Here is a 26,053-nt window from a genome sequence, read left to right as displayed (position 1 = left end):
ACGCACCTCAAGCGAAGCCACAAAAAAAACGGGCAGCCAGGCTGCCCGTTTTCACATCCGTACTACCCAATCAAATCGGCACCACAGTCCTCAGCAAATACAGCGCAATCTGCAGCAGCAGCACCGCCACCAGCACCGACAAATCCAGCCCGCCGATCGGCGGCACCACCTTGCGGATCGGCCGCAGCAGCGGATCGTTCAGCGCATGCACGAACGGCGCCAGCGGCGCATGCGGATTGACCCAGCTGAAGATCGCCTCGATGATCAGGAGCGCGATGAACCCGTAGATGATCCACTTCACGAAGCGCCCCAGCGCCAGCAGCAGCACCTGCTCGGCCGACGCCCCCACGATGAACAGGATCGAGGTCGCCAGCAGCACCACCAGGAAGGCGCCGATCAGGCTTGCCCAGTCGTAGCCGCCTGCCCCCGGCACGATGCGGCGCAGGGGTTTCACGAGCCAGTCGCTCAGCGTGAAGGTGAACTGCGCCACCGAGGCTGGCGGACGCACGCGGATGGCCTGCATCCAGAAGCGCAACAGGAGCACCCCGCCCAGCACAGTGGCAATGGTATCGACGATCAACTGAAGAATGGACAGCACGAGAACTCCTTGAAATAAAAAAACCGCTGTGTGAACGGTTCACACAGCGGTATTTTGCCCTAAAGCGGGCCAGACCCGGGATTACGGACGGCTGCTGGTCGGGAACGGCCAGGCGGCTGCCGGTGCCAGCACGGTCTTCGCCGCTGGTGCCGGTGCGGCCGGCTTGGCTTCGCCTGCTGCCTGGGCTGGCTTGGCTTCCGTTTCCTTGGCCGCCGGCTTCTTGGCTGCCGCTTTCTTGGCTGCTGGCTTGGCTGCCGCTTCCGGCTTGGCTTCCGCCTTCACCGCAGGTGCTGCGGCGGCTTCCGGCTTGGCTTCGGCCTTGGCTGCTTCCGGCTTGGCTTCGGCTTTCGCTGCTTCCGGCTTGGCTTCGGCCTTCATGGCTTCGGGCTTGGCTTCAGCTTTGGCAGCTGGCTTGGCGGCTGGCTTGGTCGCTGCTGCTTTGGCCGGAGCGGATGCTGCGGTCTTGGTAGCGGCTGGCTTGGTCGCTGCTGCTTTGGCCGGAGCGGATGCTGCGGTCTTGGTAGCGGCTGGCTTGGTCGCTGCTGCTTTGGCCGGAGCTGGCGCTGCGGTCTTGGTAGCGGCGGTCTTGGTAGCAGCAGCCTTGGCTGGAGCTGGGGTGGCAGTCTTAGCGGCTGACTTGACCGGCGCCTTCGTGGCAGCGGCTTTCGCGGACGGCTTCGCAGCCGTCCCCTTGGCAGCGCTCTTGGCTGATGCTTTGGCTGCAGTCTTGGCTGGTGCCTTGGCTGCGGTCTTGGCGACGGTCTTCGCCGGTGCCTTGGCCGGACCCTTCGATGCCGACTTGGCTGGTGCTTTGGCAGCGGTCTTCGCTGCGGACTTGGCTGGCGCCTTGGCAGCGGTCTTCGCCGGTGCCTTGGCTGCGCTCTTCGCGGACGTCTTTGCAGACGCCCCCTTGGCTGCCGACTTGGTCGCTGCTGCTTTTGCTACCGGCTTGGCGGCTGCAGTCTTTTTGGCTGCTGGCTTGGCTGCTGCTTTGGTTGCGGTCTTCTTCGCTGCTGGCTTGGCTGCCGACTTGGTTGCGGTCTTGGCGGCAGGCTTGGCTGCTGCTTTGGTCGCGGTTTTCTTGGCAGCTGGCTTGGCCGCGGCTTTGGTCGCGGTCTTCTTCGCTGCCGGCTTGGCTGCCGACTTGGCTGCGGTCTTGGCGGCAGGCTTGGCTACGGCTTTGGTAGCGGTCTTCTTGGCCGCTGGCTTGGCTGCCGACTTGGTGGCAGCTGCTTTTGCTACTGGCTTGGCGGCGGATTTAGCAGCGGCTTTCTTGGCAGCTGGCTTGGCTGCCGGTTTAGCGGCGGCTTTCTTTGCAGCCGGCTTGGCTGCCGGCTTGGCAGCGGCTTTCTTGGCAGCTGGCTTGGCTGCCGGTTTAGCGGCGGCTTTCTTTGCAGCCGGCTTGGCTGCCGGCTTGGCGGCGGCTTTCTTCGCTGCTGGTTTTGCTGCTGGCTTTGCAGCGGCCTTCGCCGCTGGTTTTGCGGCAGCTTTTGCCGGAGTCTTCGATGCAGCTTTTGCTGCCGGTTTGGCAGCAGGCTTGGCGGCCGCTTTGGCCGTCGTCTTCGCTGCCGACTTGGCGGCTGGTTTCTCTGCGGCGGCCGATTTCGCTGCCGGTTTTGCTGCTGGTTTCTTCGCTGCTGTTGCCATTTTAGTTCTCCTTCTCTGCGATGAGAAAATACGCTACAAGGTTGAAACCCGTCCGTCCGGATGGCCGGGCGGGTTATTCATCGGCATAAACCGTTTGGGTTACTGCCAATGAATCCGGCACCAGCTGAACTGCTGCAACTCCTCACAATTGCAGCGCTTCAGCCAACGACGTCGGGACACCCATCCATTACTTAGCTGCGCTTTCACATCGCTGCCCTTACGAGCACGAAAAGAAAAAGCCGCCTTGCCTGAAAAGGATCAGGCAGTGCGGCTTGTTCTTTTCGTTACGCTTATGTGCATGCTGGCTTGAATCAGCGTCCCATTACGGAAGTCTCGAAGCTCATTTCGCGCCGCATTTGCTGCGCTTGCCGAGGCTGTTTCGACTCCCTTTTTCAATCGGTTTTGTCTGCCTGCGAGCATGCGAAAAAGGCCATGTTCACGTTTTGACAAATTCAATCACGTAAAGTACACGAAAACCTTGTCACTCCGCAACCCGCGCACGCGTAAATTCACTTCTTCGCTACGACTACAACAAACCCCGTGCGGGAACTTCAGCGCGCGCCGCGCCGCTTCATTTCAAAGCGCGCCTGATTCCATCAGGCCTCCCTTGAAATGGACCTGCTTCGGCCGGCCAACGAAGGACGCGCGCCAAGTCGAGACGATTTATCTGCTTTGACCGTCACGGACGCCAGACATTCGGCATCGTGACGCGCCCCGACGGCGCACGCGCATAAAAAAAGCCCGGTGATTTTTCACCGGGCTTCTCGACATCTATATAGAGCAGCTGGAATCAATCCCAGTTCAGCGCCCCACCCGTCTGGTACTCCGTCACGCGCGTCTCGAAGAAGCTACGTTCCTTCTTCAGGTCGATCATCTCGCTCATCCATGGGAATGGATTCTCTTCGGCCGGGAACAGCGGATCGAGCCCGATCTGCACGGCGCGGCGATTCGCGATGAAGCGCAGGTAGCCCTTGAACATGGTCGCGTTCAGGCCCAGCAGGCCGCGCGGCTTGGTGTCTTCGGCGTAGCGGTATGGAAGTTGACGGCTTCCAGGAACAGGGTCTTGATCTTGTCCCGGAAGGCCGGGGGCCACAGCAGCGGGTTATCCATCTTGATCGTGTTGATCAAGTCGCTACGTGGAGTCAGGTTCGGTCTAGGTTAGCGCATAAAAAAAGCCCGATGATTTTTCACCGGGCTTCTCGACATCTATATAGAGCAGCTGGAATCAATCCCAGTTCAGCGCCCCACCCGTCTGGTACTCCGTCACGCGGGTCTCGAAGAAGTTACGTTCCTTCTTCAGGTCGATCATCTCGCTCATCCATGGGAATGGATTGTCTTCGGCCGGGAACAGCGGATCGAGCCCGATCTGCACGGCGCGGCGGTTGGCGATGAAGCGCAGGTAGCCCTTGAACATGGTCGCGTTCAGGCCCAGCACGCCGCGCGGCATGGTGTCTTCGGCGTAGCGGTATGGAAGTTGACGGCTTCCAGGAACAGGGTCTTGATCTTGTCCCGGGAGGCCGGGGTTCATGGCAGCGAGTTTTCCATCTTGATCGTGTTGATCAGGTCGCTACGTGGAGTCAGGTTCGGTCTAGGTTAGCGCATAAAAAAAGCCCGATGATTCCTCATCGGGCTTTCGACATCTATATAGAGCAGCCAGGAACAGGGGCTTGATCTTGTCCCGGGAGGCCGGAGTTCATGGCAGCGAGTTTTTCATCTTGATCGTGTTGATCAGGTCGCTACGTGGAGTCAGGTTCGGTCTAGGTTAGCGCATAAAAAAAGCCCGATGATTCCTCATCGGGCTTTCGACATCTATATAGAGCAGCTGGAATCAATCCCAGTTCAGCGCCCCACCCGTCTGGTACTCCGTCACGCGGGTCTCGAAGAAGTTACGTTCCTTCTTCAGGTCGATCATCTCGCTCATCCATGGGAATGGATTCTCTTCGGCCGGGAACAGCGGATCGAGCCCGATCTGCACGGCGCGGCGGTTGGCGATGAAGCGCAGGTAGCCCTTGAACATGGTCGCGTTCAGGCCCAGCACGCCGCGCGGCATGGTGTCTTCGGCGTAGCGGTATTCGAGTTCTACCGCTTCCAGGAACAGGGCCTTGATCTCGTCGCGGAAGGCCGGGGTCCACAGCAGCGGGTTTTCCATCTTGATCGTGTTGATCAGGTCGATGCCGAAGTTCACGTGCATCGACTCGTCGCGCAGGATGTACTGGTACTGCTCGGCGGCGCCGGTCATCTTGTTCTGGCGGCCCAGCGCCAGGATCTGGGTGAAGCCGACGTAGAAGAACAGGCCTTCCATCATGCAGGCGAAGACGATGATCGACTTCAGTAGCGTCTGGTCCGCTTCCAGCGTGCCGGTTTTGAAATCAGGGTCGGTCAGCACGTTGATATACGGAATCAGGAACTGGTCCTTGTCGTGGATCGACGCGATCTCGTTGTAGGCGTTGAAGATCTCTTTTTCATCCAGTCCCAGCGACTCGACGATGTACTGGTAGGCGTGGGTGTGGATCGCCTCCTCGAAGGCCTGGCGCAGCAGGTACTGGCGGCATTCCGGGGCCGTGATGTGGCGGTAGGTACCCAGCACGATGTTGTTCGCGGCCAGCGAGTCGGCCGTCACGAAAAAGCCCAGGTTGCGCTTGACCAGGCGGCGCTCGTCCTCCGACAGGCCGTTCGGGCTCTTCCAGAGCTCGATGTCGCGCTGCATGTTCACTTCCTGCGGCATCCAGTGGTTCGCGCAGCCGGCCAGGTACTTGTCCCAGGCCCACTTGTATTTGAAGGGCACCAGCTGGTTGACGTCGGTCTTGCCGTTGATGATGCGCTTGTCGTCGGCGTTCACGCGGGTGGCGACCAGGGCGGCGTCGACGGTTTCCGGCAGGCCAGCAGCTTGCGGTGCGCGCGCGGCGCTCGTTGGTTCATCGTCCCATGACAGCATGATTTGTTCCTCTTGAATTCTGTGACAACTGCGCCCGGCACTCGGCCGGGCGTGGATTAATTAGTTAAAGACCGCTTATTGGCAACTTATTGGCACGCTTCGCACTCGTCGAAACCGGCATCGCCCGGACGCAGGTAGCAAGCCGCGCCGTCTGCTTCAACGGGGGCAGGTGCCGCCGCCGGAGCCGCTGCCGGCGCCGCGTGGCCGGCCGCCAGGCCGCCCGAGACCGGCACCGCGTTCAGGGCGCCGGTACGGGTCGTCGACTTCTCCATGTGCGTCGCCGCGATGGTGCGCAGGTAATAGGTCGTCTTCAGGCCGCGCAGCCAGGCCAGTTTATAGGTCTCGTCCAGCTTCTTGCCCGAGGCGCCGGCCATGTAGATGTTCAGCGACTGGGCCTGGTCGATCCACTTCTGGCGGCGCGATGCCTGCTCGACCAGCCACTTCGGCTCGACTTCGAAGGCCGTGGCGTAGATGTCGCGCAGGTCTTGCGGCACGCGGTCGATCTTGCTGAGCGAACCGTCGAAATACTTCAGGTCGGCGATCATGACTTCGTCCCACAGGTCGCGTGCCTTCAGGTCGCGCACCAGGTAGCCGTTGATCTCGGTGAATTCGCCGGACAGGTTCGACTTCACATACAGGTTCTGGAAGGTCGGCTCGATGCAGGCCGAGACGCCGATGATGTTCGAGATCGTCGCGGTCGGGGCAATCGCCACGCAGTTCGAGTTACGCATGCCGAACTGCTTGATACGCTCGCGCACCACGGTCCAGTCCATCGATTCGCTCGTGTCCTGCTCGAGGTAGCCGCCGCGCTCTTCCGCCAGCAGCTTGATCGAGTCCTGCGGCAGGATGCCGCGGTCCCACAGCGAACCGGCGTACGACTCGTAGCGGCCGCGCTCTTCGGCCAGCTCGGTCGAGGCCAGGTAGGCGTAGTAGCAGACGGCTTCCATCGACTTGTCGGCGAACTCGACGGCCTTGTCCGAGGCGAACGGCACGCGCATCATGTGCAGGCAGTCCTGGTGGCCCATGATGCCCATGCCGACCGGGCGGTGGCGCAGGTTCGAGTTACGCGCCTTGTCGACCGCGTAGTAGTTGATGTCGATGACGTTGTCGAGCATGCGCATCGCGGTGCGGATCGTCTTCTGCAGTTTCACGTGATCCAGGCCATCGCCCTTCATGTGCTGCGGCATGTTGATCGAGCCCAGGTTGCAGACCGCGATTTCGTCGGCGCTGGTGTTCAGGGTGATCTCGGTGCACAGGTTCGACGAGTGCACGACGCCGATGTGCTGCTGCGGCGAACGGATGTTGCACGGATCCTTGAACGTGATCCATGGGTGGCCGGTTTCGAACAGCATCGACAGCATCTTGCGCCACAGGTCGAGCGCTTCGATCTTTTTGAACACCAGCATTTCGCCGCGCTCTGCCTTGGCCTCATAGGCCAGGTAGGCTTGTTCGAAGGCTTTACCGACCAGGTCGTGCAGGTCCGGCGTTTCGCTCGGGGTGAACAGGGTCCAGTAGCCCTTTTCCATCACGCGCTTCATGAACAGGTCGGGAATCCAGTTCGCCGTGTTCATGTCGTGGGTGCGGCGGCGGTCGTCGCCGGTGTTCTTGCGCAGGTCGAGGAATTCCTCGATGTCCATGTGCCAGGTTTCCAGGTAGGCGCACACTGCGCCCTTGCGCTTGCCGCCCTGGTTCACGGCCACGGCCGTATCGTTGACCACTTTCAGGAACGGGACCACGCCTTGCGACTTGCCGTTGGTGCCCTTGATGCGCGAGCCGAGCGCACGCACCGGGGTCCAGTCGTTACCGAGGCCACCGGCAAACTTCGACAGCAGCGCGTTTTCCTTAATGGCGTCGTAGATACCTTCCAGGTCGTCGCCGACGGTGGTCAGGTAGCAGGACGACAGCTGCGAGCGGCGGGTGCCCGAGTTGAACAGGGTCGGCGTCGAGCTCATGAAGTCAAAGCTCGACAGCAGGTTGTAGAACTCGATGGCGCGCTCTTCGCGGTCCGCTTCGCGCAGGGCCAGGCCCATGGCGACGCGCATGTAGAAGGCCTGCGGCATCTCGATGCGGGTTTCGCGCACGTGCAGGAAGTAACGGTCGTACAGGGTCTGCAGGCCGATGTAGCCGAATTGCAGGTCGCGGTCGGCGACGATGGCTTTTGCCAGGCGCTCGAGGTCATAGTTGCCCAGTTCGGCGTCGAGCAGTTCGTTCTCGATGCCTTTCGCCACGTACTGCGGGAAATAGGTGATGTATTCAGCCGCAGCCTTGGCTTGCGGGACTTCCTTGCCGAAGACTTCCTTGCGGATCGTGTGCAGCAGGATGCGGGCCGTGACCTGGCTGTAGGCCGGATCGGTTTCCATCAGCGCGCGCGCAGCCAGGATGGCGGACTTGTGCAGCTCTTCGACCGGCACGCCGTCGTACAGGTTGCGCAGGGTCTCGGCGACGATGGCGTCGGCGTCGACGTGCTTTTCCAGGCCGGCGCAGGCGGCGTTCACCAGGGCGTGCACATAGTTGACGTCGAGCGGCACGCGCTGGCCGCCATCGACCACGTGGATCTGCGGCGCGGCCACGTGCTGGGCACCGGCGGCTTCCTTGGCGGCGCGGCGCTCTTCCATCTGCTTGGCGCGGTACAGGACATAGGCGCGCGCGACATCGTGTTCGCCCGAGCGCATCAAGGACAGTTCGACCTGGTCCTGCACATCTTCGATGTGGAAGGTGCCGCCGTTCGGCTGGCGGCGCATCAGGGCAGCGACCACGTTATTGGTCAGCTCTTCCACCAGCTCGCGGATGCGGGCCGAGACCGCGCCCTGGCCACCGGCGACCGCCAGGAAGGCCTTGGTCATCGCGACCGAGATTTTATTTGGCTCGAACGGGACGACGGCGCCGTTGCGGCGCAGGATGCGGTAGTCCGCGCGGGCGGCCAGTTCGGCGGCGCTATTGGCGCCGGCTGCCGTTCCTGGTGCCGCTTGCGGGTGGATGGAAATGTCTTGAGAAGTCTGCATGGGGCCTCCAGGAAGGGCAGTCGGGCTGCCGCCTATGTTTATCGATCACCCGCATCACGGGCAGCCAAAAATTAACTAAAAAATACGAAGCAAAACGAACCCCGGCCAGCCTGAGTAACCAGGCTGGACAACGTTGCTGCGGATGGATTTATCTTGCTTGGAGCAAATTCGAACAACAAGACGCACACTATGCCATTGTTGCCACTGCTACACAAAAGGTCTTTGACACTTGAGCCTGCTACTACTAGATCTAGTGCCGTGGTTTGACATTGGACTAATTGTAGTACTTGGCCGGCGCAAGCCGCAAGTGAATAAATTTTCAAATTCAGGTGTTTTTTATGTCCCGGACTCTTGACATCGGAGCGCTGGACTTCGAATGCGCGCTGGCCGGTAAGTGAGCACTAACCTGCTGCTTAATGCTTGTTCAGCGCGTGAAGGCAGTGCCCAAACGCAGTGCAGCGCGCACCATTTTGCACTGGCGAAAAGGCAACGCTTTTTGACAAGCCGGAGTTGTGCGATGACACAAAGTTCAGTTTTCCGGCGCCTGGATATCGAGCTTCTGCATTTGATACCGCAGCTGGCGCACGCTGATGCCGAGCAGGCTGGCGGTCCTGGTGCGGTTGAACTGGGTCTGCTGGAGGGCGCGCTGGATGATGTCGCGTTCCACCTGTTCCAGGTAAGCCGGCAGGTTGCTCGGCAGCGAAGCCGGACCGAGGCCCTGCACTTCCTGCGCAAGCGGCGCGGCCGCCGGCATGGGCGGCGCCGCGGCCGGGGACGGCGGCGTGGCGACGACCGGCAATGGTTCCACCCGCGCCACGTCGGCCAGGCGCGCGGCTTTCAGGGATAAATCGCCGACCTCGATCACGCCATGATTGGCGAAGGCAAGCGCCCGTTCCAGCACGTTCTCCAGTTCGCGCACGTTGCCCGGGAAGGAGTAGGCGCGCAAGGCATCGAGCACGCCGGGCCCGAGCGAGGCCCCGCCAGGCCCGGCCAGGCGCGCCAGGATGCCGTTGGCCAGCACCGGTAAATCGTCGAGCCGCTCGCGCAGCGGCGGCAGCGCCAGCTCGATCACGTTCAGGCGATAGAACAAATCCTGGCGGAAGACGCCCGTCTCGACGCATCGGGCGAGGTCCTTGTGGGTGGCGCTGATGATGCGCACGTCGACCGGCTCCTCATTGGTGGCGCCGATCTTGCGCACGCGCCGCTCCTGGATCGCGCGCAGCAGTTTGACCTGCATCGCCAGCGGCAAATCGGCCACCTCGTCCAGCATCAGGGTGCCGCCATTGGCCGCCTGGAAGAAGCCGTCGCGCTCCTCCCCGGCCCCGGTGAACGCGCCCTTGCGGTGTCCGAAGAATTCGGACTCCATCAGGTTTTCGGGAATCGCGCCGCAGTTCACCGCCACGAACGGTTTCGCAGCGCGCGAACTCTGGGCGTGGATTTCGCGCGCGGCCAGTTCCTTGCCGGCGCCGGACTCGCCGGTGATCGCAATCGGCGCCATCGAGCGCGCCAGGCGCCCGATCTGGGCCCGCAGCGCCTGCATCGCCTGCGAATTGCCGATCAGGCGCGAGCCCGTGCCCTCGCCCGCCCCAGCCGCGGCGCTACCGTCGGACAGCTTCAGCGCCGAACGCACCATCACGCGCAGCTCATCGAGCACTACCGGTTTCGACACGTAATCAAAAGCGCCGGCTTTCAGGGCCACCACCGCGTTTTCGGCGCTGCCGAAGGCGGTGATCACGGCGATCGGCGTCTTCGAGCTAGCCGACACTTCGCGCACCAGTTCCAGTCCGAGCCCGTCGGGCAGGCGCATGTCGGTCAGCACCAGCTGGTACTGGTTGTCCTCGACCAGGCGCCGGGCTTCGCGCAGCGTGGCCGCGCAATCGACGTCCAGGCCCATTTTCAGGAGCGTGATCTCCAGCAGTTCGCGCAGGTCCGCTTCGTCGTCGACGACCAGGATGCGGGGTGATGTCATGCTTTCCTCTTTTACTCAGCGCTCGCGCCGGCCGCTTGCGGCTGGGCGAAGGTGATGACGAAACGGCCGCTGGCCTTGCGCGGGCCCAGCGCCGCCGTGTCGAACCGCGACTCGTAATCGAGTTTAGCGCCATTGTTCAGGCACAGCTCGCGCGCCAGGTACAGCCCCAGGCCGGTGCCCTTGCTGGAGGTCGTATAAAACGGTTCGAACAGGTGGGCGCGCACCTCGGGCGTGATGCCCGGACCGTCGTCCTGCACGTGCAACTCCAGCGTGCCGAAGGCGTCGAGCTCGGGCCAGATGCGGATGCTGGCCGGCTTGCGGCTGGCGTAGCGGATCGCATTGCCCAGCAAATTGACCAGCACTTCCCTCAGGTGCAGGGCGTCGAAGCGTACCTCAATCGCACCGGCGCCGCCCAGCCAGACCATCTCATCGAGCAGGCCCTGGGTTTCGCAGAACTCGTTTTTCAGCTCCAGCAGGAACGGCGCCAGCTGCACCGGTTCCGCATACGGCTGGGCCTTGCGCGAGAGCTGCAGGATGTCCTCGACCATGCGGTTCACGCGCGCCACGTTGTCGCCGATGATCTTTAACAAGCGCAGCTCGGCCTTGCCATGCAGGTCTTCGGCCAGCAGGGCCGTGGCGTGGCCGATCGCCGACAGGGGGTTGCGCACTTCGTGCGCGATGCTGGCCGTCAGGCGGCCCATCGAGGCCAGTTTCAGTTGCTGCGCCTGGTTTTCGATGGCGCTGACGTCCTGCAGGAAGATCACGCTGCGCCCCGGCAGCGCGCCGCCGGCCGCGACGCTGGCAAAGCGCAGTTTCAGGTGCGCCGGCTGGTCGCGCCGCGCCCGCAGGCCCGCCTCCCCAACCGCCATTTCCTGGTAGGGTTTCAGGATCACCCAGGCCGCATCCGGCCCCGCTTCCCCCGACACCGGCTCGACCGCGGCCAGGGCGGGGGTCGCTGCCGTTCCCATCCAGGTGGCGAAGGCCTGCGCCACCGGTTCGAGTCCCGGCAATTCGTCGAGCAGCAAGCCGGCCGCGGCGTCCATGCCGAGCATGCGGCGCGCCGCGGGATTGGCCGTGTGGATGCGTCCATCGGCCCCGACCACGAGCACGCCATCGCCCACGTCCGCGATCACGATCTCGTTGATTGCCTGCTGCACCTGCAGGTCGACGCCGCGCTGCGCCGCCAGTTCTTCCTGCCCGATCAGGCGCGCCGCCAGCCGGTTGACCAGCCAGACCACGGCGAAAAAGGCGATGCCGTACATCCCCGCCTGCATCAGCGCCGGTTCGCCTTCGCGCCTGACCATCTGCCAGGCCGCCTCGAACAGGACGAACAGGGTCGCCAGCGCAGCCGAAAACAGGGCCGGCACCAGCGGCGCCAGGATCGCCGCGCCCGCCAGCGGGAACAGGTACAGGATACCGAGGCCGCTGCGCAGGCCGCCGGCGGCAAGATACAACAGCGAGATCACGGCCAGGTCGACCGCGATCTGCGACGCCAGCTGGATCGTGAAGCGGCGCCGCCAGGACAGGCTCAATGCACCGAACACGAGGGCGGCGCCGAGGTAGAACAGGCAGATGCGCACGTATGCCGGGGAGGCCTGGACACTGCCCTCGCGCACGTCGAAGGCGAGGTACAGGATCAGCACCAGCGCGATCACGATGCGCGTGACGGTCAGCGCCCCGAGCGAGCGCCAGAAGGTCGCGCGCGATTGCGTGGACAGCACCTGCCAGCCGGTCATCAATTAGTGCGCAACAGGCGGCACGTGCGCCGGGCTGCAGTAGTCGCGGCCGTCGGCCCGTACCGCTTCCGAGACCGGGAAATGCAGGCCGCAGTGCGCGCAGCTGGTCATGTCTTCGATCGCCGCCGGCGGCGCCGCGGCGGGACGCCCCTGCGGCGGCACGTGCATCTGCTGGTTGCGCACGGCTGCGCGCAGCTTCGCGCGCACGGCGAAGAAGATCAGGACAGCCAGGGCGATCCAGAAGACGAGGCGGCTCATGCGATCCCCCGATGCAGCACGACTTCGAGCACGAAGCGGCTGCCGACATAGGCCAGCGCCAGCGTGGCGAAGCCGGCCAGCGTGAAGCGCAGCGCCGTCTTGCCGCGCCAGCCGCGCAGGTAGCGTCCGGCGAGCAAGGCTGCGAACAGCATCCACGACAGCAGCGCGAAGACATTCTTGTGGTCCCAGCGCAGCGCCCGGCCAAACAGCTGTTCCGAGAACACGACGCCCGACAGCACCGTGAGACTGAGCAGCACGAAACCGATCCAGATCAGGCGGAACAGCAGCTTTTCCATGGTCAGCAAGGCCGGCAGCTGGTCGAGCGCGCCGCCGAGCCAGCCGCCGCCGGCCGTCACCGTGCGCGCATGCAGGCGGGTTTCCTGCAAGGCCATCAGGACCGCGTGGAAGGCGGCAATCGTCAGCGTACTGTAGGCCAGCACCGCGACCGCCACATGCCAGCCGAAGGCGCTCGACTGGTTCTGCAGCGGCATGATCGCGCCCGGGAAGACCAGCGGCAGCAAAGCCGCGGCGCAGGCGCAGGGCATGACCAGGCGGCGCAGGCCGTCGAGGGCGAAATTCCGGTTCTCGATCCAGTAGGCGCCCACCGACACCCACAGCGCGGCCGAGAGCATGATGGCAAAACCGATGCGCAGGCCGCCGGGTGCGAACGCGTCGCTCCACAGGGCGGCGCCGTGCACCGCCCAGGCCAGCGCGGTGACGCCGGAGATGACGGCGCCCCGGTTTGAGGCCAGCAGGGCGCAGGCCGCGTACAGGATGGCCGCGGCGAAAAAGAGGGTGTTGTGCATAGCGCGAGTCTACACCATCAAGGCACGCGAGTGGCAGGCCCCTGCCCGGCCTGCCAGGCTGCGGCTCAGTCCACGATCGCCATGCGCCGCTCATCGATGTGATGGCGCTGCTGCTCTTCCATGACGAGCTGCCCGAGTTCGCGTTTCAGGTCGTTGAACGCGGCGGAAGCCGGGTCGCGCAGGCGCGGCAAGTCGACGATGAGGTCACGCTTGACCGTGCCCGGCCGGTAAGTCATGACGACGATACGGTCGGCCAGGTAGATCGCTTCCTCGATGCTGTGGGTGACGAACAGGATGGTTTTCTTCGTTTCCATCCAGATGCGCAGCAGCTCGTCCTGCAGGTTACGGCGGGTCAGCGCGTCGAGGGCGCCGAAGGGCTCGTCCATCAGCATGATCGGCGAATCGAGCGCCAGCACGCGCGCGATCGCCACCCGCTGGCGCATGCCGCCGGACAGGTCTTTCGGATAGCGCGCCCGGAACTCCGTCAGCGCCAGCATGCCCAATAACTGCTCCACGGTGGCGGCGATGCGCTCCTTCGGCATCCGCCTGATCTCGAGACCGAAGGCGATGTTCTTCTCGACCGTCATCCAGGGAAAGAGCGCGTATTCCTGGAATACCATGCCGCGCTGCGGCCCCGGTCCCGCCACCGGCACGCCGTCGACCGTGATCGTGCCGCTGGTCGGATGCGAAAAACCGGCCACCGCGTTGAGCAGGGTCGACTTGCCGCAGCCCGAGGGGCCGAGCAGGCAGGTGAACTGGCCTTGCGGGATGTCGAGCCGGATGTCCTGCAGCGCCACCACCTGGCGCCGGCCGCTGACGAACTCCTTGTTGACGCCGTCGATGCGGATATGGGATGCGCTTCTCGTGTCCATCTTCATGTCAGTGCTCCAGGCCGCGGTGCCAGCGCAGCAGATAGTTGTTGAGCCGATTCACGCCGATGTCGATCGCCAGGCCCAGCAAGCCGATGCTGATCATGCCGGCGATGATCTTGTCGGACCAAAAATATTCGCGCGCTTCCAGGATGCGGTAGCCGAGCCCGTTGTTCACCGCGATCATCTCGGAGACGATGACGACGATGAAGGCGGTGCCGATGCCGATCCTTACGCCCGACAGGATGTAGGGCACGGCGGCCGGCAGGATCACGCGCACGAACATCGTGGTGCGGCCGGCGCCCAGGCTGCGCGCGGCGCGCAGATAAATGCCGTCGACCTGGCGCACGCCGGCGATCGTGTTCATCAGGACCGGGAAGAAGGCGCCCAGCGCGATCAGGAACACGGCCGGCGGATTGCCCAGGCCGAACCACAGGATCGCCAGCGGGATGTAGGCGATCGGCGGGATCGGGCGCAGGATCTGCACCAGCGGATTGAACCAGGCATACACGGCGGGACTGGCGCCCATCGCCAGTCCGAGCGGCAGCGCGAGACCCGCGCCGATGGCGAAACCCACCACCACCCGGTACAGGCTGGCGATCGTATCGACCACCAGTTCGCCCGACAGCGCCCATTTCAACCAGCCGCCCTCGTCCGCCGCGGGCGCCAGCGGCAGCAGGTATTCGACCCATTTGCGCCCGACGTCGAGCGGCGCCGGCAGCACCTGGGGATTGACCAGACCCGCCCAGGCCACCCATTGCCAGAGCGCGATGGCCAGCAGCGGCACCACCATGCCGATGCCCAGTTCACGCAGGTTCCATGTTTTCATCGCGTCTCCTCAGTCGATGCGCAGGTTTTTCTTGGCCGCGGCAAGCAGCTCGGTATGCACCCAGTCCTGCGCACGCGGCGGCGAACGCATGCGGCCGACGCCGGTCTTCACCATCATGTCGGTCGTGGCCTGGATGTGCTGTACGCTGATGTCGTAGGAAAAGGGAGAATTGGCGATGGCGTCGTCGAAATCGTCCGCCGAGATCTGGCCCTTGAAGACGACCTCGCGCACATATTTCGAGGCCAGGGCCTTGTCGTCGACGAAGGACTTGGTCGCCTGCACGAAGCAGCGCATGAATTTTTCGGCCAGCGGCTTGCGGGTGCGGTAGAACTGTTCGGTCATGACCAGCGTGCGCACCGGTTCGCCGATCGGGGTGCCATACGGCTTCATGACCTCGACGCCGAAGCCGCGGTTGATCGCCTGCGAGGATTGCGGCTCGGACTGCATCATGGCGTCGATCTGTTTATTCAGCAGCGCCCCGTTCAGGTCGGCGAAGGGCAAGTAGACCAGCTGCACGTCCTTGCCGGGCGCGACATCGGCAGTCAGATTGTGGCGCGCCAGTTCCGCCATCAGCAGCACCTCCTGGATCGCGCCGCGCGTCACGCCGACCTTGCGGCCCTTCAGCTGGGCCATGCCGGTCAGCTTCAGGTCGGGCCGTGCCACCAGGCGCGCCCCGCCGCGCGCGAAACCGGCGACAACCACGACCGGGGCGCCGCCGGCCCGGCCGGAAATGGCCGCCTCCGAGGCCGTCGCGCCGACATCGAGTTCGCCGGCGATGATGGCCTGCATCACGTCCAGGCCCTTGGCGAACACCTTTTCCTCGACCCGGATACCGCAGCTGGGCGCGATCTCCTTGATATAGGAGACGGCGCCGAAATGCGCCAGTTTCAGGTTCCCCAGCCTGACCACTTCCTCGGCCCGGGCGCCGCTCGCCCACAGGACGAGCACGGCCAGGCTTGTCATACGTAATACTCTCCTCATGCCATTTCTCCGTTATGCAGTGCTTCCACATCGATCGGTCGGACTTTCCTGCCTACAAAGTGATTCCATCAGGAAACGACAATCCGCGATTGCAGAATGTGTCAGAGAAAGCGGAGCCGGCTTTTGACAAGCAGCAGAACTGCGGCCAAAAATTCGCGATATGAACGGCGCATGGACGGGCGGCGCGCCGTTGCGCAGGGTAAAATGACGGATTCTCAGAACCACGAGAAACCGTAGCGAGCGGAAGGAGCGTTGGCCGAGAAGCGCAGCTGTACGGACGTACAGCGAGCATCGCAGGCCGACGATCCGACGCGCAGTAGGTTTATCGGGGTTCGCTCTCATATATATAGTCAGGTAGAAAATGCTAGATAACCTTACCCAACGCCTTGCCAAGGTCGTCAAGACGATGCGCGGCGAGGCGCGTCTGACCGAGGCGAACACTGCCGAGATGCTGCGCGAAGTGCGCCTGGCCCTGCTCGAGGCCGACGTGGCGCTGCCGGCGGTGCGCGAATTCATCGCCAAGGTCAAGGAAAAAGCGCTGGGCGAAGAAGTCATCGGCTCGCTCAGCCCCGGCCAGGCCCTGGTCGGCGTGGTGCAGCGCGAGCTGGCCGCCCTGATGGGCGCCGACCTCGGCCCCGACGCGACCCAGCTCTCGTTCGCGCAGCAGCCGCCCGCGATCATCCTGATGGCCGGCCTGCAGGGTGTGGGTAAAACCACGACCGTCGGCAAGCTCGCCAAGTACCTGAAGGAACAGAAGAAGAAAAAGGTGCTGACCGTTTCGGCCGACGTGTATCGTCCCGCCGCAATCGCCCAGCTCGAATCGGTGACGAAGCAGGTCGGCGCCGACTTCTTCCCGTCGACGTCCACCGACAAGCCGGTCGACATCGCCCTCAATGCGCTGGACTGGGCGAAGAAGCACTACCACGACGTCCTGATCATCGACACCGCCGGCCGTCTCGGTATCGACGAAGCGATGATGCAGGAAATCGCCGCCGTCCACGGCGCCGTCAAACCGATCGAGACCCTGTTCGTGGTCGACGCCATGCTCGGCCAGGATGCGATCAACACGGCAAAAGCCTTCAATGATGCGCTGCCGCTGACCGGTATCGTGCTGACCAAGCTCGATGGCGATTCGCGCGGCGGTGCGGCCCTCTCGGTGCGCCACGTCACCGGCAAACCGATCAAGTTCGCCGGCGTCTCGGAAAAGCTGGACGGCCTGGAAGCCTTCGACCCGACCCGCATGGCGAGCCGCGTGCTGGGCATGGGCGACATCATGGCGCTGGTCGAAGAAGCCCGCAAAGGCGTCGACGAGAAGGCGGCCACCGACATGGCCAACAAGATCAAAGCCGGCGGACGCTTCGACATGAACGACTTCAAGGCGCAGCTGACGCAGATGAAGAAGATGGGCGGCATGTCGGGCCTGCTCGATAAACTGCCGGCGCAGTTCCAGCAAGCGGCAGCGGGCGCCAACATGGACCAGGCCGAGAAGCAGGTGAAACGCATGTGCGGCATCATCGATTCCATGACGCCGCTCGAGCGCGCCAAGCCGGAGCTGATCAAGGCGAACCGCAAGCGCCGCATCGCGGCCGGCGCCGGCGTGCAGGTGCAGGAAGTCAATCGCATGCTGAATCAGTACGACCAGATGCAGACGATGATGAAAAAACTGAAGGGCGGCGGCCTGATGAAGATGATGCGCGGGATGAAAGGCATGATGCCGGGCATGCGTTAACAGGCTTTCTTTAGCGTTTCCGGACGCTTTTGCCCTCTTCAAACGCCGCGCCCGGCTCCCTCCCGGCGCGGCGTTTTTTATGCGTTTTGCTGCAGTTTTTCACTCTATGAGGACGAGTTGCGAATAAACCCTGTTTTTTGGGCTTATCAGAGTGAAAAAATGGTGAAAAAGACTTGCAGGAACAGTAAAACGCCACCAATATAAGCCGTGCGATGTATTGCGCAATTTCTCATATTAGGAGGCTCGAAGATGGCAACAGCCAAGAAATCCCCAGCAGCGCCTGCAAAGAAGGGGACGTCTGCAAAGACGTCCGCCACGGCCGCCGCGGCCAAGCCTGCAGCGAAGAAGGCAGCAGCTCCTGCAAAGGAAGCAGCACCGAAAGCGGCAGCAGCCAAGAAACCGGCCGCAGCGCGCAAGCCAAACGCCGCGTTCATGAAAGAACTGACCCCATCGGCGGAACTGGCTGCAGTGGTCGGCAACAAGCCGCTGCCACGTACCGAAGTGACGAAGAAAGTCTGGGAATACATCAAGAAAGCGGACCTGCAAGCTGCAGACAACCGCCAGATGATCAACGCCGACGACAAGCTGAAAGCCGTCTTCGGTGGCAAGGCCCAGGTCTCGATGTTCGAAATGACCAAACTCATTTCGAATCACCTGAAATAAGAATACCTGGCCTGCCCAGCCGGATATTAAAAAGCCCCGCTCGCGAGAGCGGGGCTTTTTGTTTTGTAGGGTGGGCGGGTTCCCCGCCCACGCGGTGATCGTTATCGGCTCCGTTATCGTGTTCGGTGATCTTACAGCTGACTATCACCGCGTGGGCGGGAGACCCGCCCACCCTACGGGTTGCTAATAGCGTTACGGACGATTACAAGCCTGCCGCGGCCTTCATCAGGTCGAACACGTGGGTATTCTCCATCGTCCCCCTGAACGGCGCCGAGCCCGCCCCTGCCGCGTACAGCTTGACGTCGCCGCCGCCGTGCGACTCGCTCGACCATTTCACGCCCGTCTCCTGGTGATAGTCCGGCGCCAGCGCCTGGGCGCTGTCGACGTCGACGCGCACGTCGGGCCGGTTCGGGCCGTTGCCGAAGACCAGCGTCGTAAACGTCTTGCCGTCGGCGTCGCGGGTCGGTTCGCCGTCCGTATAACCGCGCACGATGTCGAGCACCGGGTTGCCGCGCTTCGGGTAGCCGTTCAGGACCATCGTGTGGTCATGGTCGGCGGTGACGACGACCAGGGTGTTGTCGAGGCCCGGGTCGATGGCGCGCATGCGCTCCAGCGCGGTCTGGATCGCCTCGTCGAAAGCGACCGTTTCGATCAGCGCGTTGCGCGCGTTCGTGTCATGCAGCGCGTGGTCGATCTTGCCGCCTTCGACCATCAGGAAGAAGCCGTTCGGATTACCCGATAAAAGCTCGATCGACTTGGCCGTCATCTCGGCCAGCGTCGGCTGGGTCGGCGAGCGCTTCGAAGCGTAGTCGAGATGGCTCTCGGCGCTGTACAGGCCGAGGAATTTTTTACCGGGCCGGCTCGAGGCCATGTCGGCGCGCGTGTTCGCGACCGCATACCCCTGTTTTTCCAGCTCCTCCACCAGGTCGCGCCCATCGCCGCGGCCCTTCGGGTTGCGCTTCGCGTCGAACGGCGTGAAGTGGTTGCGCCCTCCTCCCATCAGCACGTCGACGCCGTCTTTCAAACGCGTGTTGTAGCCCGCGCCGCCCGGGACGAGCTGCTGGGCGATCGTGTAGGCCATGTCGCGGTCGCAGACGTGGGAGAAGGTCGATGCCGGCGTGGCGTGCGTCAGTTCGGTCGTCGTGACGGCGCCGACCGACTTGCCGGCGGCCTTGGCCAGTTCCAGGATCGTCATCGGAGAACTGCCGTTGCCGGCGCCGCAGCGGTCGATGGAGGCGATGCCGTTGCCGTCCTTGCCGGGAGCGACCGGTTTCGCATCCTTCATCGAGATCACGTCGTTGTTGATCTTCACGCCCGTCATGTAGGCGCCCATCGAGGGCGCGCTGTCGGTCACCTGCGCGTCCGCCGAGTAGGTCTTGATGCGCGCGGTGCGGTCGAGGCGTTCGAAGTTCAGGAGGCCGTCTTCGCCTTCCTTGAAGATGCGCGCGGCCGTGATGGTGGTCGGGCCCATGCCGTCGCCGAGGAAGAAGAGGATGTTTTTCGCCTGCGGCCTGGCAGCCGGTGCTGCGGCCTGCGCGCTCATGGTGCAGCATGCTGCCAGCAGCAGCGTGGAGAGGAGAGTTCTGGTCATCGGATGCTTTCTGGCGGCCGGGCTCACAGGCCCGCCGCGTTCTTGATCAGGTCGAACACACGGGTGTTGTCGATGGTGCCGCGGAACAGCTCGGCGTTGGCGCCGGCCGCGCCGAGGTAGACGTCGGTGCCGCCATGCGTCTCGCTGCCCGCCCTGGTGCGCACCACGGCTTCCTGGTGGTAGTCGTCGCCGGCCGCGATCTCGTCGGTGAGCTTGACGTCCTTGCGGCTGCCGGCAACCCGGTGTTCGCCGGTGCCGAAGCCGAGAATCGTGAACGGCGCGCCGTCCTTGTCGAGGCGGACCTTGCCGTCCGGGAGGCTGCGCACCAGGCCGAGAATGCCCGGATTCGCCAGCGTCGTCTTGCCGGTGCGCGGCGAGTAGCCGTTGATCAAGAGGGTGTGGTCATGGTCGGCCGTGGCGACGATCAGCGTGTTCTTCAGACCCGGATCGAGCCGGTTCATTTTATCGAGCGCGGTCTTGATGGCGGCGTTGTAGCCGACCGTTTCCTGCAAGGCGCGCTTGGCGAGGGTCGCGTGCAGCGCGTGGTCGATCAGGCCGCCCTCCACGACGAGGAAAAAACCGTTCGGGTTGGTGGACAGGATGTCGATCGCCTTGGCCGTCATGTCGCTCAAGAGAGGCTGCTTGACCGGGTCGCGCGCCGCTTCATACGCAAAGTGGTTCTGGGCGAACAGGCCGATGGCCGGCTGGCTGTTCGCCGCCAGCGCCTGCAACTGCGCCGTAGTCGATGCGACGCGCCAGCCTTGATGTTGCAATTCTCCGATCAGGTTGCGGCCGTCGGCGCGCTTGCCGCCGGCGTCCACGGGCATGAACTGCTGCAGTCCGCCGCCGAAGACGAGATCGAGGCCGCCGCTGCCCAAAGCCTTGTTGTAGCCGGCGCCGCCCGGCACCAGGGCCGCGGCAATGTCTTCTTCGAGCTTGCGGTGGCAGGCGTGGGCATAGGTCGCGGCAGGGGTCGCATCGGTGACGCTGGTGGTCGTGACGACGCCGGCGGCCATGCCGCGCGCCTTGGCCAGTTCGGCCAGGGTCGGCACCGCCTTACCGTTGTTGCAGCGGCTGACCGTGCGCTTGCCCTCGAGCGTCGGCGAGAGCGCCCGGGTCTCGGTCGACATCGAGATCACGCCGTTGTTCTGTTTTACGCCGGTCATGTAGGCCGACATCGAGGCGGCGCTGTCGGTGACCTGTGCGTCGTTCGAGAAGGTTTTAATGAAAGCCGATTCGGGCAGCGTGTCGATCGTCAGCTCGCCGGCTTCGCCGACGGCGTAGATGCGGGCGGCGGTGAGGGTGTTGATGCCCATGCCGTCGCCGAGGAAGAAGATGACGTTTTTCGCTTGTCCGGCGACCGCGGGACGCGGCGTGGTCGCGGCCGGGCCGGTTGCGGCGCAGCCGGCAAGCGCCGCCAGCGTGACCGCGGCGGCAAGGGTGTTGATTCGCATGATGAGGTGTCGTAGCGGGAAAACGATGAGTGTATACCGCAACCGGCAGACCCCGGCAAAATCGGCTTAGCGCGACGCCACCGCCACCGGATTGAACTCCCACTTCTTCCACGCCGCCAGCACCGCATTCGGATACTGCGGCCTGCCGCGGCTGCCGTTGTAGCGGCCCAGGGCGAGGTACAGGTCGCCGCGCTCCATGTCGATGTACATGCGCAGGATCGAGCAGCCGTAGCGCAGGTTCGTCTGCATGTGGAAGAGTTTGCGGCGGTCGTTGTCGCCGATGACCTTGGTCCAGAACGGCATCACCTGCATGTAGCCGCGCGCGCCGGCGATCGAGACGGCGTATTTGCGGTAGGCCGATTCGACCTGGATCAGGCCCAGCACCAGGCCCGGATCGAGCCCGGCGCGGGTCGCTTCGTACCAGGCCGACTCCAGGAATTCGGTGCGCGAGAGCTCGTCGGGCAGGCGTTTTTTCAGGCGCGCCGACATCTCGGTGAACCACTGCTGGTAGCGCACCCGTGCCGCCTCGTCGCGAAAGGCGGGTTTCGGCGGGCGGGTGTCGGCGATGGCGTTCGACAGCGCCAGGCGCACCGAATCGGCCATCTCCTCTTCCTTCTGGTTGCCGGCGTGCGCACTCCCGCCCGCGGCCAGAAGTGCCGCGAACGCAAGGCCGCCCAGCCAGGCCGTGGCCCGGCCGTGGAAACCCTGCCGCATCACTGGCCCAGCTTGCCCTTGATGAAGGCGACCATCTCCGCCACCGGCACGGCGGTTGCCTCGGTGTCGCGGCGGCCCTGGTATTCCAGGTTGCCTTCCTTCAGTCCGCGCTCGCCGATGACGACGCGGTGCGGCACGCCGATCAGTTCCCAGTCGGCGAACATCGCGCCCGGACGCAGGCCGCGGTCGTCGACGATCACGTCCACGCCGGCAGCTTGCAGGTCGGCGTACAGCTGCTCGACCTGCGCCTTGACCATCTCGCTGCGGTCCATGCCCATCGGGCACAGCACGAGCTGGAACGGCGCCAGCGCGTCCGGCCAGACGATGCCCTTGTCATCGAAATTCTGCTCGATCGCCGCGCCCAGGATGCGCGTCACGCCGATGCCGTAGCAGCCCATCTGCAGCGGGGCCGGCTTGCCGTTTTCGTCGAGGTAAGTTGCGCCCATCTTTTCGGAGTACGCCGTGCCGAGCTGGAACACGTGGCCCACTTCGATGCCGCGCTCGATGGCGAGCACACCTTTACCGTCCGGCGAAGCGTCGCCCTCGACCACGTTGCGCAGGTCGGCAACGATCGGTTCCGGCAGGTCGCGGCCCCAGTTCACACCCGTCAGGTGGTAATCAAGCTCGTTGGCACCGCAGACGAAGTCGCTCATGTTGGCGACCGTGCGGTCGGCAACGATGGTCACCGGCATTTTTGGCGAGACTGGACCCAGGTAGCCCGGCGCGGTGCCGTAGACTTCCTGGATTTCCGCTTCGGTCGAGAAGCGGTGGTTCGCCAGGCCCGCGACCTTGCCGACTTTTACCTCGTTCAGTTCATGGTCGCCGCGCAGCAGCAGCATGAAGTATTGTTTGGAAACCTTGCCCTCTTCTTCCTTTTCGACCGTCAGCGCAATGGTCTTGACGGTGCGCGACAGCGGCAGGTTCAGCAGCTCGGCCACGCTTTCGCACTTGGTTTTACCTGGCGTCGGCACCTTGGTCATTTGTTCGGAGGCCGCGCCGCGCTCGCCGATGGCCAGCGCCTCGGCCGCTTCCATGTTGGCCGCGAAATCCGAGTCCGGGCAGTAGACCAGCGCGTCTTCGCCGGTCGAGGCGATGACGTGGAATTCGTGCGAGCCGGTGCCGCCAATCGCCCCGTTATCCGCCGCCACCGCGCGGAATTTCAAACCAAAACGGTTAAAAATGCGGACATAGGCATCGAACATGATCCCGTAGGACTTCTGCATGCCCTCGACGTCGCGGTCGAACGAATACGCGTCCTTCATCGTGAATTCGCGGCCGCGCATCAGGCCGAAGCGCGGACGGCGCTCGTCGCGGAACTTGGTCTGGATGTGATAAAAATTCAGCGGCAGCTGGCGATAGGATTTGATTTCGCTGCGCACGACGTCGGTGATGACTTCTTCCGAGGTCGGCTGGATGGCGTACTCGCGGCCGTGGCGGTCCTTGACGCGCATGAGTTCAGGACCCATCTTGTCCCAGCGGCCGGTTTCCTGCCACAGCTCGGCTGGCTGCACCAGCGGCATCAGGAGTTCGAGGGCGCCTGACTTGTTCATTTCTTCACGGATGATGGCCTCGACCTTGCGGATCACGCGCAGGCCGGTCGGCATGTACGTATAGATGCCCGAACCCAGGCGCTTGATCATGCCGGCGCGCATCATGAGCTGGTGGCTGACGATCTCGGCGTCGGATGGCGCTTCTTTAAGCGTAGAAATAAAAAATCGTGAGGCGCGCATATCGATGAATTCTTTTTAAAAAGAGAGAGTTATAATCGACCTAATTTTAAAGGATTAGCTGGCTGATGCGTCCAATCTTTGTACAAATGGGTCCGGAACACGCAGCGTCCGCCGTTTTCGTCGTGCACGAGGGAAGCTGACGTGTGGATTTGTAGGTAAAAATGTAAGAGACACAAAGGCTGGCAGAAAGTTTCGAGGTGTTTTATGCTCGATCGGGAAGGGTTCCGCCCCAACGTCGGCATCATCCTGCTTAACGCCAACAACGAGGTGTGGTGGGGCAAGCGGGTGCGCGAGCACTCATGGCAGTTTCCGCAAGGGGGTATCAAATACGGCGAGACGCCGGAACAGGCGATGTACCGCGAGCTCGAGGAGGAAATCGGTTTGCGCCAGGAGCATGTCAAGATCGTGGGCCGCACCCGCGACTGGCTGCGCTATGAGGTGCCCGACCATTTCATCAAGCGGGAAATTCGCGGCCATTACCGCGGCCAGAAGCAGATCTGGTTCCTGTTGCGCATGGTTGCGCGCGACAACGACGTCAACCTGCGCCTGACCGACCATCCGGAGTTCGACGCCTGGCGCTGGCACGATTACTGGGTGCCGCTGGACGTGGTCATCGAGTTCAAGCGCGACGTCTACCAGCGCGCATTGCAGGAGCTGTCGCGTTTCCTCACCAGTCCGCCGGGCAGCGGGCACGGCGAGCGGCGCCACAGCGCGCGCTACCTGCGCCAGCCGCGTGGGCAGGGAAGCAGCGCCGGGAAACCCCCGGCCAAGCTGCACGAGGCCGGGGCCGAAACGCAACAACTGATGCTGGCGCCGGACAAGTAAGGCGTCCGTCACATCGGCCGCGAGGCCATGAAAAGCAGGCACACCGTGCAGACGGTGTCGCTTGCTTTTTTTTCGCGCGGCGTTCATGGCAAAAAGTTACTAAACAGGAAAGTTTCCGTTTAGAATTAGTTGCATGAATGCTTATCGCCACCTGCTGTGCAGCGTCCTCCTTGCATCTCCATTGTTCTCTTCCTTCGCCACGGCGGCCGAACCCGGCTGCAAATACGTGGAGGTGGCGCGCCTGCCCTTGCGCTATGCCGGCATCGGCCTGGACATCACGACCGAGGGCAGCATCAATGGTACGGCAGCGACGATGATCGTCGACACCGGCTCCTTCCAGACGCTCCTGACCAGGACCGCCACCGAACGCCGCAAGCTCGCCTTGCGCAACACGGGAGAGAGCGCGTACGGCATCGGCGGCAACGCCTGGATCTACCAGACCCGTGTCGACGAGTTTTCGATCGGTCCGGCAAAGAGCGGCCGTACCTGGCTGCGTGTGCTGACGGAGTTCGGCACCCGCCCGCACTACGAGGCGCTGGTCGGTGCCCCCTTCCTGCTGCAGTCGGACCTGGAAATATCGCTCGCCACGAAAGAACTGAAATTCTTCCGGCCAAAGAACTGCGGCGACCATTTCCTCGGTTACTGGGACCAGAACGCGGTGGTCCTGCCCTTCGACAAACACATGCACGCCGCGGCCAATCCCCATTTCACGGTCGTCGTCAACGGCGTGAAACTGGACGCGATCATCGACAGCGGCGCCAGCACCTCCTTCGTGACCCTGAACGCGGCCAGGCGCGCGGGCCTCGCACTCGACGCCCCGGAGCTGGTGCGGGCGGGCGAGGCCACCGGCGTGGGCACGCGCAAGGTCGCCCGCTGGCGCACGACCTTCAAGCGCTTCGAAATCGGCGACGAAGTCGTGCACAATGCCGAGGTCGGGGTCCTCGACTACGAAGGCACGGCCGAGGTATTGCTGGGCGCCGACTTCCTGCGTGCGCACCGCGTGTTGTTCGCGATGAGCCAGGAAAAGATCTACCTGTCCTATATCGGCGGCGAACCTTTCGGCCAGCGGCACACACTCGAGCCGTGGATCCAGGCCGAGGCCGAGGCCGGCAATGCCGACGCCCAGATGGCGCTGGCCACCTATTACATGGCAGGCAAGCTGGTGCCGCGTGACCCCGCGCTGGCCGCGCAATGGGCGGAAAAGGCGGCGCGCGCAGGGAATGCCGAAGCCAACATCCTGACCGGACACAAGTTGCTGCTGGAGAGCAAATACGGCGAAGCCGTCACCCGGCTGCGTGCCGGACTGGACAAGCTGCCCACGCACCACGCGGCGGCGCTGGACCTGTATCTGGCACGCGTGCGTAGCGGCCAGGCCGAGTTGGCACGAACCGAACTGGCCGACGCGCGCCTGGCCAACCGCGACAACGAATGGCCCGCGCCGATCACCGATTTCTATCTCGGAAAGCTGAACGCAGCGCAGGTGCTCGCGGCAGCGGCCAAGGACGCCAAACTGTCGCGGGACCGCAGCTGCCAGACGGTCCAGGCCATGGGGCAGTGGCACAGCGCGCATGGCGACCAGGCCGCCTTGCCGGCCCTGGCCGAGCAGCGCACCAGCCTCGGGTGCCTGAACGCGGCGGCCGGCCTTCCCCGGCCGCAGTCACCGCAGCCACCGCCACAGGGTCGAGTCAGCGCAGGCGCTGGCGGCGCGCTACAATGA

20 protein-coding genes and 2 pseudogenes are annotated in these 26,053 nt (G+C 63.8%); 5 read left to right on the top strand and 17 right to left on the bottom strand.

Annotation, left to right across the window (positions count from 1 at the left end; genetic code table 11):
• Positions 1-70: 70 nt before the first annotated feature.
• Together LPB04_RS08960 and LPB04_RS24360 are read right to left on the bottom strand one after the other, a co-directional pair.
• On the bottom strand, positions 71-598 hold the full coding sequence (locus LPB04_RS08960) for a YggT family protein (RefSeq protein ID WP_227496676.1): 528 nt from the start codon (positions 596-598) through the stop codon (positions 71-73).
• A gap of 81 nt (positions 599-679) precedes the next feature.
• Positions 680-976, bottom strand: coding sequence for a histone (locus LPB04_RS24360; protein WP_307727400.1), 297 nt, complete (start codon positions 974-976; stop codon positions 680-682).
• A 313-nt stretch (positions 977-1,289) separates the two neighbouring features.
• Here LPB04_RS24360 and LPB04_RS24030 point away from each other — a divergent pair, with 313 nt between their 5' ends.
• Positions 1,290-2,357, top strand: a complete 1,068-nt coding sequence (locus LPB04_RS24030; RefSeq protein WP_227496784.1) for a hypothetical protein — start codon at positions 1,290-1,292, stop codon at positions 2,355-2,357.
• Positions 2,358-3,035: 678 nt separating this feature from the next.
• On the opposite strand, the pseudogene LPB04_RS08950 reads toward LPB04_RS24030, so the two are convergent.
• The 11 genes and pseudogenes from LPB04_RS08950 to LPB04_RS08900 form a co-directional block, all read right to left on the bottom strand.
• Positions 3,036-3,376 (bottom strand): annotated as a pseudogene (locus LPB04_RS08950) (ribonucleotide-diphosphate reductase subunit beta); the annotation flags it as partial.
• Between the two features lie 94 nt (positions 3,377-3,470).
• Positions 3,471-3,811 (bottom strand): annotated as a pseudogene (locus tag LPB04_RS08945) (ribonucleotide-diphosphate reductase subunit beta); the annotation flags it as partial.
• A 262-nt stretch (positions 3,812-4,073) separates the two neighbouring features.
• A complete protein-coding gene (locus LPB04_RS08940; protein ID WP_193688342.1) occupies positions 4,074-5,180 on the bottom strand; it encodes a ribonucleotide-diphosphate reductase subunit beta in 1,107 nt (368 codons plus the stop codon).
• Between the two features lie 86 nt (positions 5,181-5,266).
• Positions 5,267-8,182, bottom strand: coding sequence for a ribonucleoside-diphosphate reductase subunit alpha (locus tag LPB04_RS08935; RefSeq protein WP_193688341.1), 2,916 nt, complete (start codon positions 8,180-8,182; stop codon positions 5,267-5,269).
• 529 nt (positions 8,183-8,711) lie between these two features.
• Entirely contained in the window at positions 8,712-10,151 is a 1,440-nt protein-coding gene (locus LPB04_RS08930; protein WP_193688340.1) for a sigma-54-dependent transcriptional regulator, read from the bottom strand.
• Between the two features lie 11 nt (positions 10,152-10,162).
• Positions 10,163-11,887, bottom strand: coding sequence for a sensor histidine kinase (locus LPB04_RS08925; RefSeq protein ID WP_193688339.1), 1,725 nt, complete (start codon positions 11,885-11,887; stop codon positions 10,163-10,165).
• A gap of 3 nt (positions 11,888-11,890) precedes the next feature.
• Complete coding sequence (locus LPB04_RS08920) at positions 11,891-12,145, bottom strand: PP0621 family protein (RefSeq protein ID WP_193688338.1); 255 nt, start codon at positions 12,143-12,145, stop codon at positions 11,891-11,893.
• Positions 12,142-12,951: a cytochrome C assembly family protein gene (locus tag LPB04_RS08915; protein ID WP_193688337.1), complete on the bottom strand. Its 810-nt coding sequence runs from the start codon at positions 12,949-12,951 to the stop codon at positions 12,142-12,144. Before LPB04_RS08915 ends, LPB04_RS08920 begins: the two co-directional genes overlap by 4 nt.
• 65 nt (positions 12,952-13,016) lie before the next feature.
• Complete coding sequence (locus tag LPB04_RS08910; RefSeq protein WP_227496675.1) at positions 13,017-13,829, bottom strand: ABC transporter ATP-binding protein; 813 nt, start codon at positions 13,827-13,829, stop codon at positions 13,017-13,019.
• A gap of 1 nt (position 13,830) precedes the next feature.
• A complete protein-coding gene (locus LPB04_RS08905) occupies positions 13,831-14,649 on the bottom strand; it encodes an ABC transporter permease (protein WP_193688336.1) in 819 nt (272 codons plus the stop codon).
• Between the two features lie 9 nt (positions 14,650-14,658).
• Complete coding sequence (locus tag LPB04_RS08900) at positions 14,659-15,612, bottom strand: ABC transporter substrate-binding protein (RefSeq protein WP_227496674.1); 954 nt, start codon at positions 15,610-15,612, stop codon at positions 14,659-14,661.
• Positions 15,613-15,991: 379 nt separating this feature from the next.
• Here LPB04_RS08900 and ffh point away from each other — a divergent pair, with 379 nt between their 5' ends.
• Positions 15,992-17,359 carry a signal recognition particle protein gene (ffh, locus tag LPB04_RS08895; protein ID WP_193688334.1) on the top strand — a complete coding sequence of 456 codons (1,368 nt, stop codon included), beginning with the start codon at positions 15,992-15,994 and terminating at the stop codon, positions 17,357-17,359.
• Between the two features lie 249 nt (positions 17,360-17,608).
• On the top strand, positions 17,609-18,022 hold the full coding sequence (locus LPB04_RS08890; RefSeq protein WP_193688333.1) for an SWIB/MDM2 domain-containing protein: 414 nt from the start codon (positions 17,609-17,611) through the stop codon (positions 18,020-18,022).
• 202 nt (positions 18,023-18,224) lie between these two features.
• Here the strand turns inward: LPB04_RS08890 and LPB04_RS08885 are convergent, their stop codons facing one another.
• The 4 genes from LPB04_RS08885 to LPB04_RS08870 all read right to left on the bottom strand — a co-directional run bounded on the left by LPB04_RS08885 (position 18,225) and on the right by LPB04_RS08870 (position 23,511).
• A complete protein-coding gene (locus tag LPB04_RS08885; RefSeq protein WP_193688332.1) occupies positions 18,225-19,613 on the bottom strand; it encodes an alkaline phosphatase in 1,389 nt (462 codons plus the stop codon).
• A gap of 23 nt (positions 19,614-19,636) precedes the next feature.
• The gene (locus LPB04_RS08880) at positions 19,637-21,067 is read right to left on the bottom strand and encodes an alkaline phosphatase (protein WP_193688331.1); all 1,431 of its coding nucleotides are present in this window, start codon (positions 21,065-21,067) and stop codon (positions 19,637-19,639) included.
• A gap of 66 nt (positions 21,068-21,133) precedes the next feature.
• The gene (locus LPB04_RS08875; protein WP_193688330.1) at positions 21,134-21,781 is read right to left on the bottom strand and encodes a lytic transglycosylase domain-containing protein; all 648 of its coding nucleotides are present in this window, start codon (positions 21,779-21,781) and stop codon (positions 21,134-21,136) included.
• Positions 21,781-23,511, bottom strand: a complete 1,731-nt coding sequence (locus tag LPB04_RS08870) for a proline--tRNA ligase (protein ID WP_193688329.1) — start codon at positions 23,509-23,511, stop codon at positions 21,781-21,783. The genes LPB04_RS08875 and LPB04_RS08870 overlap by 1 nt, the downstream gene beginning before the upstream one ends.
• Positions 23,512-23,715: 204 nt before the next feature.
• Between LPB04_RS08870 and LPB04_RS08865 the strand changes: the two genes are divergently transcribed.
• A complete protein-coding gene (locus LPB04_RS08865) occupies positions 23,716-24,336 on the top strand; it encodes an RNA pyrophosphohydrolase (RefSeq protein ID WP_193688328.1) in 621 nt (206 codons plus the stop codon).
• 133 nt (positions 24,337-24,469) lie between these two features.
• Positions 24,470-26,053 carry a retroviral-like aspartic protease family protein gene (locus LPB04_RS08860; protein WP_193688327.1) on the top strand — a complete coding sequence of 528 codons (1,584 nt, stop codon included), beginning with the start codon at positions 24,470-24,472 and terminating at the stop codon, positions 26,051-26,053.

The organism is Massilia litorea (assembly GCF_015101885.1).
Lineage (GTDB): Bacteria > Pseudomonadota > Gammaproteobacteria > Burkholderiales > Burkholderiaceae_D > Telluria > Telluria litorea.
This window is presented reverse-complemented; position numbering and strand designations above follow the sequence as displayed.

Coding starts and splice junctions, on each gene's coding strand:
- LPB04_RS08915 (WP_193688337.1), bottom strand. CDS start 12,951: ATGCACAACACCCTCTTTTTCGCCGCGGCCATCCTGTACGCGGCCTGC.
- LPB04_RS08870 (WP_193688329.1), bottom strand. CDS start 23,511: ATGCGCGCCTCACGATTTTTTATTTCTACGCTTAAAGAAGCGCCATCC.
- LPB04_RS08875 (WP_193688330.1), bottom strand. CDS start 21,781: ATGCGGCAGGGTTTCCACGGCCGGGCCACGGCCTGGCTGGGCGGCCTT.
- LPB04_RS08905 (WP_193688336.1), bottom strand. CDS start 14,649: ATGAAAACATGGAACCTGCGTGAACTGGGCATCGGCATGGTGGTGCCG.
- LPB04_RS08900 (WP_227496674.1), bottom strand. CDS start 15,612: ATGACAAGCCTGGCCGTGCTCGTCCTGTGGGCGAGCGGCGCCCGGGCC.
- LPB04_RS24360 (WP_307727400.1), bottom strand. CDS start 976: ATGAAGGCCGAAGCCAAGCCGGAAGCAGCGAAAGCCGAAGCCAAGCCG.
- LPB04_RS08910 (WP_227496675.1), bottom strand. CDS start 13,829: ATGAAGATGGACACGAGAAGCGCATCCCATATCCGCATCGACGGCGTC.
- LPB04_RS08880 (WP_193688331.1), bottom strand. CDS start 21,067: ATGCGAATCAACACCCTTGCCGCCGCGGTCACGCTGGCGGCGCTTGCC.
- LPB04_RS08860 (WP_193688327.1), top strand. CDS start 24,470: ATGAATGCTTATCGCCACCTGCTGTGCAGCGTCCTCCTTGCATCTCCA.
- LPB04_RS08920 (WP_193688338.1), bottom strand. CDS start 12,145: ATGAGCCGCCTCGTCTTCTGGATCGCCCTGGCTGTCCTGATCTTCTTC.
- LPB04_RS08930 (WP_193688340.1), bottom strand. CDS start 10,151: ATGACATCACCCCGCATCCTGGTCGTCGACGACGAAGCGGACCTGCGC.
- LPB04_RS08890 (WP_193688333.1), top strand. CDS start 17,609: ATGGCAACAGCCAAGAAATCCCCAGCAGCGCCTGCAAAGAAGGGGACG.
- LPB04_RS08940 (WP_193688342.1), bottom strand. CDS start 5,180: ATGCTGTCATGGGACGATGAACCAACGAGCGCCGCGCGCGCACCGCAA.
- LPB04_RS08925 (WP_193688339.1), bottom strand. CDS start 11,887: ATGACCGGCTGGCAGGTGCTGTCCACGCAATCGCGCGCGACCTTCTGG.
- LPB04_RS08865 (WP_193688328.1), top strand. CDS start 23,716: ATGCTCGATCGGGAAGGGTTCCGCCCCAACGTCGGCATCATCCTGCTT.
- ffh (WP_193688334.1), top strand. CDS start 15,992: ATGCTAGATAACCTTACCCAACGCCTTGCCAAGGTCGTCAAGACGATG.
- LPB04_RS08935 (WP_193688341.1), bottom strand. CDS start 8,182: ATGCAGACTTCTCAAGACATTTCCATCCACCCGCAAGCGGCACCAGGA.
- LPB04_RS08885 (WP_193688332.1), bottom strand. CDS start 19,613: ATGACCAGAACTCTCCTCTCCACGCTGCTGCTGGCAGCATGCTGCACC.